A 12,079-nucleotide genomic window follows, 5' to 3' on the forward strand; every position below is an offset into this window, starting at 1 on the left:
TAAGAACCCCTTTTTAAAAGAGGTTCTTATTCTTTTTCCATAAAATGAGTGTCTAAATGGAATTTTGGAACAAACTTTATTTCAAAGCTACAGTAGAAAGTATAAATTACAAATAAAGCATAGGAGAGCTGAAGAAATGCTTAAAAAGTTTTTGCTTTCTTTACCGGATGTTTTACTTGTATGCATTGTTATCTACATAACATACACAACTACTTTTAGTTTTGTACAGATGTTAGTAATTTCAATTGCAATCGGAATTATTGGTGGTCTTGTTATAAAAATTTGTAAGGATGTATTCACGTATATAAGGTGGACAATTAAACAGAAGAAATCTTGAATATGTTGTATTTCTATTAGGAGGAGAGGAAATGAATAAGAAAAAGAGTAGAGTGAAAAATGAAATCGCACTTTGGACATTGACAGCGGTTGTTCTCATCATTGTATGGTACTTTTTTCAAAGATAAAAATGCATCGTACTTAAAAGGTACGATGCATTTTTATTATTTTTTTTGCCAATTTTCTTTTATAAAGTCTTCACGGCCAGATTCTTTTTGCTCAGTAGCATATTTCTCCGGATTTTTTTTATAAAAATGTTGATGGTATTCTTCAGCCTCATAAAAAGGTGCAGCCGGGCGAATTTCAGTTACGATTGGCTCTTTAAACATACCGCTTTCTGCAAGAGCTTGTTTTGATTTTTCAGCAAGCTCTTTTTGCGTTTCATTATGATAAAAAATAGCAGTGCGATAAGAGGGACCGCGGTCAAAGAATTGTCCGCCATCATCAGTTGGATCGATTTGTGGCCAATATAAATCTAGTAATTTTTCATATGGAAAAATAGAAGGATCGAATGTAATTTGTACAACTTCTAAATGACCAGATGTACCAGCTTTTACTTGTTCATATGTTGGGTTTTCTACATGACCACCTGCATAGCCAGAAAGTACTTTATGAATACCAGGAAGTTTATCAAATGGCTTTACCATGCACCAAAAGCAACCGCCTGCGAAGGTTGCGAGTTCGTATGTTTTTTCGGACATTGTTGTAATCCTCCTAAATATATATGTTTTATATAGTATTATACAATCTTTTTTATTACGCAATAAAAAAGATTTAGAAGTAAAGGAAAATTGAAATGTATTTCTTTATAAAGTCTTTAAAATTCCTTCAAAGTTTCTTTTTTTCTGAGTGTTATGATGTAAATCGAAGTGAAGATGTGAGGTGATAGGCAATGAATCCACGTATGAAAATTAATAGTTTACAACAAAAAATGAAAGAGAGACTAATATGAAAAAGGAATTTATACAAAGCGATTTAAGAAATATATTGATTGCGGCATGCTTACTATTAGGGTTAGTTATTTTTGGATATTTTTTAATAAATAATTACCCAGGTACAAATGAAAAAAAGAAGTTAACAGATGCAACATCTACTTCAGAATCAATTACATCTATTGCTAATTCAGATGCCAAAAAAAGGGTTACAAAAACTTTTAATATTACGGCGAAAGTAGCAAGTTTAGATTTGGGAGATGGGAAAAAGGTAGATGCATGGACCTTTGATGGAACATCACCGGGTACTCAAATTCGAGTTAAACAAGGTGAACGTATTGTTGTAAATTTGAAAAATGAATTGCCAGAACCAGTTACAATCCATTGGCACGGATTAGATGTTCCTGCGGCGGTAGACGGTGTTCCAGGTGTTACGCAAAATGCTATAAAACCCGGTGAAACATATACATACGCATTTAATGCTGATCAGGTGGGGACATATTGGTATCATTCACACCAAAAAAGTGCAATACAAACGGAGCGGGGACTATTTGGAACCATTGTTATTGAACCGAATAAACCAGCTGTAAAATATGAAAAGGATTATACAGTGGCGATCCATGAATGGAAAACAGGAGCCATAAAAACCCGTAAGCATAATGGCGAACAAGATAAAGATTGGGATAGCTACCCTAGCAATCATATTCGAAATGAAAAGGCGCAAACTTTAGAAGGCCCGTTAATGATGCCAAGTAATGATCAACTCAAAGATTTATCTGATGGAGATGATTACGATGTATTTACATTAAATGATACAAGTGAGGGACTACGATTGGATGCAAAACCAGGTGAAACAGTACGCCTTCGCTTAATTAATGCTGGGAATAATACGCATTTAATGACATTAGTTGGGGCGCCATTTCAAATTATCGCATTAGATGGTCGTGATATAAAAGGTGGGGACGAGCTAGATAAAGCAATTCTTCCGATGGGAGCTGCACAACGTTATGACCTTGTTTTTAAAATGCCGGAAACAACGAGTGTAAAACTTATTAATGTGGATCCATCTAAGAAAATGAATCGAATGTTAACGACGACTATTGGGAACGGTTCTTTGCCGAAAAAACCTATTGATATAAAGAGTTATCCATGGTTTGACTTTACGAAATATGGAGAAAAAGAAGTTGGCAAGTTTACGATAGATTCAAAGTTTACAAAGGTCTATGATATGGATTTGGCAGAAGGTGTGAAAGATGTAAATGGACAAGAAAAATGGGTGTATACGATTAATGGAAAGACATCACCTGACATTCCACCCATTAAAGTAGAGAAAGGAGATAAAGTTAAGATTCGCTTTAAAAATAAGGGAGAAGAAATTCATCCAATGCATTTGCATGGACATACATTCCAGGTTATTTCTAAAAATGGTAAACCAATGGAGGGAAGTCCGATTTACTTAGATACAGTTAATGTTTTTCCGGGAGAAGAATATGAAATTGCTTTAGAGGCAAATAATAGTGGACTATGGATGGTTCATTGTCATCATCTCGTTCATGCGGAAAAAGGAATGCATACGATGATGAATTATGAGGGGGTAACTACTCCATTTTCTACCGGAGATCACTCAGGTAATCATCCAGAATAATAATACGGAGGTTTTCATGCTTTATAGAATGATAGTATTTATTTTAACAAGTGTAAGTATATTTTTATTTTCTCATAGTAGTGTATTGGCTCATACAAGTGTTGTAGGAGCCACCCCTAAAGAGGGGGAGGTTCTTACAGAACAACCGGAACAGATTATTCTTGAATTTAGTGAAGCAGTTACAGGAAATGTAGTCAATATTGAACTGCTAGATCCAAGTGCAAAGAGAGTGCAAGTATCAAAGGTTGAAATATTAGATAACCCAACAAAAATAAAAGTGAAATTACCAAACTTAAATAATGGTACTTACACAGTAAGGTGGTCTATGATTTCTGCAGACGGACATCCGAGTGAGGGCGGCTATCCCTTTTCAATTGGAGAAGAAGTACAAACTAATGTAGTGGTAGAGGGAAATGCGAGTGGGAGTGGCTCAGTATTTTCAGATGTTATGATAGTAACACTACGCTATATTGTAGAGGGAATGATTTTAATTGGAGCAGGAGTAAAGTGGCTCGATATGTTTGTTAAACGTTATAGATTACCGTCCATATTGCAAAGAATGAAGAATATGAAAAAGATTTTCTTCTCTATACTTGTAGTAGGATTAATAACCGAATTAATAGTATATAAGTCAGTTATTCCGAAGGGAAGTTTACTTATTCATTCGCCATTTTCAGTTATTATTATGATTCAACTGCTATTATTAGTTCTTATGTCTTTGCAGCATATGGGGAACGAATGGTATGCGCTAGTTTGGGGATTTCTTGTTGCGAGTTTTTCTTTCACAGGTCATGTATGGATTACTAATCCAAATTGGGCAGCAGTTATAATTAGAATGGTCCATGTTATGAGTATTGCAGTGTGGCTAGGAGCACTTATTTATTTAGTTCTTGTTATAGCGTGGACAACATTATACAAAATTACATTTGATCAAAAGCGTTTCCGTAAACATTTTAGTAGTATTGCTGGTATTTCATTTATTCTAGCATTTCTTTCTGGGGAATTAATTGTGTTTCTACAGACAAGGAATTGGGTACTTTTTAATTTTAATTCAATATGGACGAACCTTTTAAATATAAAGATTCTTACTGTATGTATAATTACAATTGTAGCATGGAGACAAACGAAAACATGGGGTATCGATATTGGAACAGTTAATCGCCGTTTATTGCTCTTAGAAATTGTTCTAGCTATACTCGTATTATTAGCTGGTATTTGGATGAGTCAAGTTTCGTTTCCGGTGAATTCTGTAACAAGCTAAAATTATAATGTTCATAGGAGTTCTGTAATGTCAATCCGTATTAGATTGCTGTTGTCGTATGTTGCGATGGTAATTATTCCAATCGTTTTTTGCGGTATAGCAGTTATGTTAATTAGTGTTACTTTATTTGGTGATATTCGTATTGCAAAAGCAATCATTGGTCTTAATCAAAATAGTCATTCTCTCATTGATAAAGAGCAGGAGGGAGCTATTCGTACAAAAGAAGATGAAGATGATATTTTCAGTAGGTTGAAAATTCTTTCATCGTATGCTCCAGATAAATTGGAGGATATACATTTTTTAAAGGAAACTGATAAAGAATTAAACGATAATCAAGCAGGATTACTAATTCGAAAAAATGATGAGCTTACATATTCATCCCCATATTTTAAAATCTCTTCTTTTGATAAATACCTACCCGCATTTGAAACGGAAGGACAAAGAAAGGGAATGGATGTGAAAATAGAGGGTAATTCTTTTTACTATAAGCAATTTGATTACTACGATGAAGAGAAGGATAAGGTCAGTATTTTTGTATTTGAGTATGTAAATCCTTTAGAAGAAATGATTAGAGAATTTTTCCCGTATTTCGTATTCTCTTTAATACTTGGGTTAATTATTACGAATGGAATATTAACATATTTTATATCACGGAGTATTATTAAACCATTGCATTCATTAAAGCAGGCAACGGAAAGAATTCAAAAGGGTGATTTAGATTTTCAAGTAAAGCCACTTGCGAAAGATGAAATAGGTGAATTAAGTTTATCGTTTGAAGAGATGCGTGGCAGATTGAAGGAATCGGTCGAGTTGCAAATGCAATATGAAAAGAATCGTAAAGAGTTGCTTTCAAATATTTCTCATGATTTACGGACGCCAATAACGGCTATTAAAGGTTATGTACAAGGAATTAAAGAAGGTATCGCTCGAACTCCAGAACAATTAGATAAATATTTAACGATTATTTATCATAAAGTGTTTGATATGGATCAATTAATTGACGAGCTTTTTCTTTTTTCAAAACTTGATTTGAAAGAGGAACCATTTCAATTTGAAGAGGTTGAAATTAACCAATACTTATCTGATTGCATAGAAGAACTACAGCTTGAATTGCAAGATAAGGGAATTACAGTGAGATGGGATGCTCAAAAGGATACTTCTATTTTGGTAAAAGGTGATCGTGAAAAATTACGTCGTGTTATTACAAATATCATTTGGAATAGTGTGAAGTATATGGATAAAGAAGAAGGATATATAGGAATTCGCATGACTGAATCTATTGATTATGTAACGATTTACATAAAAGATAATGGGGTAGGAATAGAAGAGAAGGCGTTGCCTCATATATTTGAAAGGTTTTATCGTGCAGATCATTCTAGAAATTCTAAAACAGGTGGAAGCGGACTTGGTTTGTCAATTGCACATCAGATTATCACACAACATGGTGGTGATATTTGGGTAGAAAGCAAAAAAGGTAAAGGAACGACGTTGGCATTTACATTACAAAAAATCAATTAGAAAAAGGAGAGCATCTTGAAAAGAATTTTAATTATTGAAGATGAAGTTATTATAGCAGAGTTAGAAAAGGATTATTTAGAGGTTGCTGGGTATACAGTAGATATTGAGTACTCTGGCGAAAAAGGTTTACAAAGAGTTCTTCTGGAGGATTATGACTTGTTAATTTTAGACATAATGTTACCGGGAATAGATGGATATGAAATTTGTAAACAAGTTCGATTGGAAAAGGACATACCAATACTTATGGTGTCCGCAAAACAAGAGGAAATCGATAAAATTAAAGGGTTAGGTTTTGGAGCAGATGATTATATTATAAAACCGTTTAGCCCGAGTGAAATGGTGGCACGTGTAAATGCTCATCTAGCTCGTTATGATCGTTTAACAGGAAAACGAGAACAAATAAAAGATGAAATTCGTATTCGAGGATTACTTATTGATAAATCGGCCCGACGTGTATTTGTAAATGGAACTGAAATCATGTTAACAGGAAAAGAATTTGATTTATTAACTTGTATGGCAGAACATCCAAATCAAGTATTTAGTAAAGATCGTCTCTTTGAAACTGTATGGGGGATGGATGTCATTGGTGATGCAGCAACGGTTGCTGTACATGTGAAAAATATTCGTCACAAAATTGAACTCGATCCATTTGATAAATCATATATCGAAACAATTTGGGGAGTAGGGTATCGTTTTACACAGTGAAAAAGGCCAGCAAAAATGCTGGCTTTTTTTGCGTAAGTAGATTAAGAAATTACAAACAAGATCCTCCGCTCACATCAATTAATTGTCCAGTAACCCAGCGGCTGTCTGGAGAAGCGAGAAATGCCGCGGTATCGGCAATATCTTCTACTTCACCTAAGCGATTAAAAGCGGAAATGGTAGTGGCATACTGTTTCATCATTGGATCGCTCAAGAGTTCTGCATTCATATCGGTTTTAATAAATCCAGGAAGTATTGCATTCACTGTTATTCCTCGTGCTCCGAGCTGTTTTGCTAGCGTGAAAGTCATCGTATTAATAGCGCCTTTCGTCATACTATATGCAACGAAATCAGGTAAAGAAATACGAGTGGCAGCGGATGAAATATTAATAATTCGGCTATTGTCACGTAAACGAGATAGAGCTTGTTGGATGATAAAGAATGGTGCTTTTGCATTAACAGAAACCATTCTATCAAAAAATTGTTCAGTCGTTTCTTCAATAAAAGCACCAGGACCAATTCCAGCGTTGTTTATTAAAATATCAAATTTAGTACTACCAGTTCTTTTTTGTAATTCGCTATCTAAAGAACTATAAAGGGTTTCTACACCATGTAAAGATTCAAGGTTTGCACCGATAGAAAAAGCTAATCCGCCATTTGATTGAATTTCATAAACAGTTTCTTCAGCATCTTCTTTTCGATTTCCGTAATGAATAGCAACTAATGCACCGTCGTTCGCTAAACGTTTTGCAATAGCACGTCCAATTCCTCGGCTTGCTCCTGTAACTAATGCCACTTTTCCTTTTAACATAGTTTTCTCATCTCCTCAAAAAATTTTTTATGTTATTAAGTTGTTTTTCTTTATGTAGTAATGCGAACATACTTAAGTAATATATGAGTATGTGTAAGAAGTTCATTCCGATTTTGTTTTGAGAAAAAATAAATAGACTTCCCTTGAATTAATTGAATTTTATTTTTTTTCGGAAAAACATGTTGACAATGAAAAGAACAACGTCCTATAATACGTTTAACAAATAAAAGTTAATTAATAATTTTTAAACTTTATATGTTACATATGCAAAGAAGAGGAAAGTAGATGGTTATGATCGTTTCAGAGAGCTGCTCCTAGGCTGTGAGAGTAGTAACAATCGAATCATTGAATATCACCTCGGAGCATCGCTTGCGAAAGGGAAACTGAGTAGAGGGCGACGGCATCGTCTCCGGTAAAAGGACGGGGGTCTAATTGGACCTACAAAGCTTATATTTCGCGAGAAGTATAAGGAAGCTGAGTGGTACCGCGAAACTCTCGCCTCAGCAATCAAAGCTACTAAATTGTAGTAGTTGATTGCTGAGGCGAGAGTTTTTATTTTAAAAAATAGAATACGACAATGCGTAGAAGAGGAGAGTAAATGAAGAAAATTGTTTCAGAGAGCTGCCCAGAAGCTGTGAGGGTGGTAACAATTTCATCATTGAAAATCACCTCGGAGTACTACTTTTGAAAACTAGTAAAAAGTAGCGGAGTTGTTTCCGATAGAAAAACAAAAGTCTAATTGGACTTGCAGAGCTTATATTTCGTGAGAAGTGTAAGGAAGCTGAGTGGTACCACGATTCCCTCGTCTCAGCAATGGATTGCTACAAGTATGTATGTAATCGATTGTTGAGACGAGTATATTTTTAAGGTTTATATACTGAATATTCTGTTAAAATAACTCATCTCAGCAATCGATATAGAAATAGATTGCAAAAATAGAGAGAAAAAAGAGGAGCGATGTGAGATGGGAAACCAGTATATTTATATGAATGGGGAATTTGTAGAAAAAGAAAAGGCAGTTGTTTCAGTATATGATCACGGTTTTTTATACGGAGATGGTGTATTTGAAGGGATTCGTAGTTACGGTGGAAATGTATTTTGTTTAAAAGAACATGTAAAACGATTATACGAATCGGCAAAATCTATTTTACTTACAATCCCACTGACAGTTAACGAAATGGAAGAAGCAGTTTTACAAACATTGCAAAAAAATGAATATGCTGATGCCTACATTCGATTAATTGTTTCAAGAGGAAAAGGTGACTTAGGGCTCGACCCTAGAAGTTGTGTGAAACCGAGCGTTATTATCATTGCAGAACAATTAAAGCTATTCCCACAGGAATTTTACGATAATGGACTAAGCGTTGTATCTGTTGCATCGAGACGTAATACGCCAGATGCATTAGATCCACGTATTAAGTCAATGAACTATTTAAATAACGTACTTGTGAAAATTGAAGCGGCACAAGCAGGAGTGTTAGAGGCCCTTATGTTAAATCAACAAGGATATGTTTGTGAAGGATCTGGAGACAATGTTTTCGTTGTGAAAGATGGAAAAGTGTTAACACCTCCTTCTTACTTAGGGGCGCTAGAAGGTATTACGAGAAATAGTGTTATCGAGCTATGTGAACGACTTAATATGCCATGTGAGGAAAGGCCATTTACTCGCCATGACGTATATGTAGCAGATGAAGTGTTTTTAACAGGAACGGCAGCAGAATTAATTCCAGTTGTAAAAGTTGATTCAAGAGAGATTGGAGATGGAAAACCAGGAAGTGTAACGAAACAATTGACAGAGGAATTTAAAAAGTTAACGAGAGAAAGAGGAGTACGTGTTCCAGGACTGGCGGAGAGCTTACTGTAGGTAGGGGAGAGGAGTTAATTAAAATGGAACAACATACAACACGTGAGAAATTACAGTGTGAAGATGTGACAGGTGCCGGACATGTTATTCAATGCTTGAAAAAAATAGGTGTAACGACTGTTTTCGGTTATCCAGGCGGAGCGATTTTGCCAGTGTACGACGCGTTATATGGAAGTGGTTTGAAGCACGTTTTAACTCGTCATGAACAAGCTGCCATTCATGCGGCAGAAGGATATGCGAGAGCTTCTGGAAAGGTCGGGGTAGTCTTTGCTACCTCTGGCCCAGGGGCGACAAATTTAGTTACGGGTTTAGCAGATGCTTATATGGATTCGATTCCTTTAGTTGTCATTACAGGGCAAGTTGCAAAACCTCTCATCGGAAAAGATGGATTTCAAGAAGCAGATGTTGTCGGGATTACAGTACCTGTTACGAAGCATAATTACCAAGTTCGTGATGTGAATCATTTATCACGTATTGTACAAGAAGCTTTTTACATCGCCGAAAGCGGGCGACCAGGACCAGTATTAATTGATATTCCAAAAGATGTTCAAAATGAAAATGTAACAAGTTTTTATAATGAAGTAATTGAGATTCCAGGGTACAAATTAGAGCCTATGCCAGACGGTAGGAAGCTTAGAGAGGTAGCTAAAGCAATTTCCGAAGCAAAACGTCCCCTTCTTTATATTGGAGGAGGGATCATTCATTCGGGTGGTTCTGATGAACTTATTCAGTTTGCGAGGGAAAATCGTATTCCTGTCGTTTCCACTTTAATGGGACTTGGTGCATATCCGCCGGGAGATTCGTTATTTTTAGGAATGCTCGGCATGCATGGAACGTACGCTGCAAATATGGCAGTAACAGAATGTGATTTATTACTTGCGTTAGGTGTTCGCTTTGATGATCGTGTAACAGGAAAATTAGAACTCTTTTCTCCGCATTCAAAAAAGGTACATATTGATATAGATCCTTCGGAGTTCCATAAAAATGTAACTGTGGAATATCCGATTGTTGGAGATGTGAAAAAAGCGTTACATATGTTGTTACATATGCCAATTCGTACACAAACAAATGAATGGCTTACGAAAATAGAGGAATGGAAAGCGGAATATCCTCTTTCCTACAATCAAAAAGAATGTGAGTTAAAACCACAGCATGTTATTAGTCTAGTAAGTGAATTAACGAATGGTGAAGCAATTGTTACGACAGAAGTAGGACAGCATCAAATGTGGGCTGCTCATTTTTATAAAGCGAAAAACCCACGGACGTTTCTAACATCTGGCGGACTAGGAACGATGGGATTTGGTTTCCCAGCGGCAGTTGGTGCTCAGCTTGCGAAAGAAGAAGAACTCGTCATTTGTATTGCGGGCGATGCTTCTTTTCAAATGAACATTCAAGAATTACAAACAATTGCTGAAAATAATATTCCTGTAAAAGTATTTATTATAAATAATAAATTTTTAGGGATGGTAAGGCAATGGCAAGAGATGTTTTATGAAAATCGTTTATCAGAGTCAAAAATCGGATCACCAGATTTTGTGAAAGTGGCAGAAGCTTATGGAGTGAAGGGATTAAGGGCGACAAATTCAACAGAGGCGAAACAAGTGATGTTAGAAGCATTTGCTCATGATGGTCCTGTCGTAGTTGATTTTTGTGTAGAAGAAGGTGAAAACGTATTTCCGATGGTTCCGCCAAACAAAGGGAATAACGAAATGATTATGAAGAGGTGGGAAGAATGAGTCATACTTTTTCACTCGTTATTCATAACGAGCCAAGCGTCTTATTACGTATAAGTGGGATTTTTGCTCGGCGTGGTTATTATATTTCTTCTTTACATTTAAACGAAAGAGATACTAGTGGCGTTTCTGAAATGAAACTCACAGCAGTTTGTACTGAAAATGAAGCGATATTACTTGTCGGTCAGTTGAAAAAATTAATTGATGTACTGCAAGTAAATAAATTATAAGGAGTGTATGGAATATGAAAACATATTATGAGAAAGATGCAAAATTAGAGTTATTACAAGGGAAAACAGTTGCGGTAATTGGTTATGGATCTCAAGGTCATGCGCAGGCGCAAAATTTACGTGATTCTGGTGTGGAAGTTGTAGTCGGTGTTCGACCTGGTAAGTCTTTTGAAGTAGCAAAAGCAAATGGGTTTGAAGTAATGTCTGTTTCAGAAGCGGTTCGAACCGCGCAAGTTGTACAAATGCTATTACCGGATGAACAGCAAGCACATGTGTATAGAGCAGAAGTAGAAGAGAATCTCCGTGAAGGACAAATGTTACTTTTCTCACATGGATTTAATATTCACTTCGGACAAATTAATCCGCCAAGTTACGTAGATGTAGCAATGGTCGCGCCAAAAAGTCCAGGTCATCTCGTTCGCCGTGTATTTCAAGAAGGAAATGGTGTTCCGGCATTAGTCGCTGTACATCAAGATGCAACAGGCACGGCATTAAGTGTAGCGCTTGCGTATGCAAAAGGTGTAGGTTGTACACGTGCAGGTGTAATTGAAACGACATTCCAAGAAGAAACAGAAACAGATTTGTTTGGTGAGCAAGCGGTACTTTGCGGCGGGGTAACTGCACTTGTGAAAGCTGGTTTTGAAACGTTAACAGAAGGCGGATATCGTCCTGAAATTGCATACTTTGAATGTTTGCATGAATTAAAGTTAATTGTTGATTTAATGTACGAAGGTGGTTTAACGAACATGCGCCATTCTATTTCAGATACGGCTGAGTTTGGAGATTATGTAACAGGATCGAGAATTGTTACAGATGAAACGAAGAAAGAAATGAAACGTGTTCTTACAGAAATTCAGCAAGGTGAATTCGCGAAGAAATGGATTTTAGAAAATCAAGCTGGGCGTCCAACGTATAATGCCATGAAAAAAGCAGAGAAAAATCATCAGTTAGAAAAAGTGGGGGCAGAGCTTCGTGAAATGATGAGCTGGATTCATGCACCGAAAGAATTAGTAAAGAAATAGAGAAAGAGATTGTAAGTGAAAAATA

11 protein-coding genes and 2 other annotated features are annotated in these 12,079 nt (G+C 36.0%); of the genes, 9 read left to right on the forward strand and 2 right to left on the reverse strand.

Annotation, left to right across the window (positions count from 1 at the left end):
- The first annotated feature begins 136 nt into the window (after positions 1-136).
- The gene (locus DM800_RS11300) at positions 137-337 is read left to right on the forward strand and encodes a hypothetical protein (RefSeq protein WP_087983046.1); all 201 of its coding nucleotides are present in this window, start codon (positions 137-139) and stop codon (positions 335-337) included.
- 163 nt (positions 338-500) lie between these two features.
- Here the strand turns inward: DM800_RS11300 and msrA are convergent, their stop codons facing one another.
- A complete protein-coding gene (gene msrA / locus DM800_RS11305; RefSeq protein ID WP_087983044.1) occupies positions 501-1,037 on the reverse strand; it encodes a peptide-methionine (S)-S-oxide reductase MsrA in 537 nt (178 codons plus the stop codon).
- A 247-nt stretch (positions 1,038-1,284) separates the two neighbouring features.
- Between msrA and DM800_RS11310 the strand changes: the two genes are divergently transcribed.
- Genes DM800_RS11310 through DM800_RS11325 form a run of 4 tightly spaced genes read left to right on the forward strand, consistent with a single transcriptional unit; the run spans position 1,285 to position 6,397 of the window.
- On the forward strand, positions 1,285-2,913 hold the full coding sequence (locus DM800_RS11310) for a multicopper oxidase family protein (RefSeq protein WP_087983042.1): 1,629 nt from the start codon (positions 1,285-1,287) through the stop codon (positions 2,911-2,913).
- Positions 2,914-2,929: 16 nt separating this feature from the next.
- Entirely contained in the window at positions 2,930-4,174 is a 1,245-nt protein-coding gene (locus tag DM800_RS11315) for a copper resistance CopC/CopD family protein (protein ID WP_087983040.1), read from the forward strand.
- Positions 4,175-4,201: 27 nt separating this feature from the next.
- A complete protein-coding gene (locus DM800_RS11320; protein WP_087983038.1) occupies positions 4,202-5,692 on the forward strand; it encodes a sensor histidine kinase in 1,491 nt (496 codons plus the stop codon).
- Positions 5,693-5,707: 15 nt separating this feature from the next.
- The gene (locus tag DM800_RS11325) at positions 5,708-6,397 is read left to right on the forward strand and encodes a response regulator transcription factor (protein WP_087983036.1); all 690 of its coding nucleotides are present in this window, start codon (positions 5,708-5,710) and stop codon (positions 6,395-6,397) included.
- A gap of 49 nt (positions 6,398-6,446) precedes the next feature.
- Here the strand turns inward: DM800_RS11325 and DM800_RS11330 are convergent, their stop codons facing one another.
- The gene (locus tag DM800_RS11330; RefSeq protein ID WP_147786868.1) at positions 6,447-7,205 is read right to left on the reverse strand and encodes an SDR family oxidoreductase; all 759 of its coding nucleotides are present in this window, start codon (positions 7,203-7,205) and stop codon (positions 6,447-6,449) included.
- Between the two features lie 260 nt (positions 7,206-7,465).
- Positions 7,466-7,711: a binding site (T-box leader), on the forward strand.
- Between the two features lie 67 nt (positions 7,712-7,778).
- Positions 7,779-8,018, forward strand: a binding site (T-box leader).
- Between the two features lie 151 nt (positions 8,019-8,169).
- On the opposite strand from DM800_RS11330, the gene ilvE reads away from it, so the two are divergent.
- Genes ilvE through ilvC form a run of 4 tightly spaced genes read left to right on the forward strand, consistent with a single transcriptional unit; the run spans position 8,170 to position 12,054 of the window.
- Entirely contained in the window at positions 8,170-9,069 is a 900-nt protein-coding gene (ilvE, locus tag DM800_RS11335; RefSeq protein WP_087983034.1) for a branched-chain-amino-acid transaminase, read from the forward strand.
- A 23-nt stretch (positions 9,070-9,092) separates the two neighbouring features.
- A complete protein-coding gene (gene ilvB, locus DM800_RS11340) occupies positions 9,093-10,805 on the forward strand; it encodes an acetolactate synthase large subunit (protein WP_087983032.1) in 1,713 nt (570 codons plus the stop codon).
- On the forward strand, positions 10,802-11,032 hold the full coding sequence (locus tag DM800_RS11345) for an ACT domain-containing protein (RefSeq protein WP_142287553.1): 231 nt from the start codon (positions 10,802-10,804) through the stop codon (positions 11,030-11,032). Before ilvB ends, DM800_RS11345 begins: the two co-directional genes overlap by 4 nt.
- A 14-nt stretch (positions 11,033-11,046) precedes the next feature.
- A complete protein-coding gene (ilvC, locus tag DM800_RS11350; RefSeq protein ID WP_087983028.1) occupies positions 11,047-12,054 on the forward strand; it encodes a ketol-acid reductoisomerase in 1,008 nt (335 codons plus the stop codon).
- Positions 12,055-12,079 lie beyond the last annotated feature (25 nt).

The sequence above is a fragment of the Bacillus sp. AY18-3 genome (assembly GCF_008042305.1).
Classification (GTDB): domain Bacteria; phylum Bacillota; class Bacilli; order Bacillales; family Bacillaceae_G; genus Bacillus_A; species Bacillus_A wiedmannii.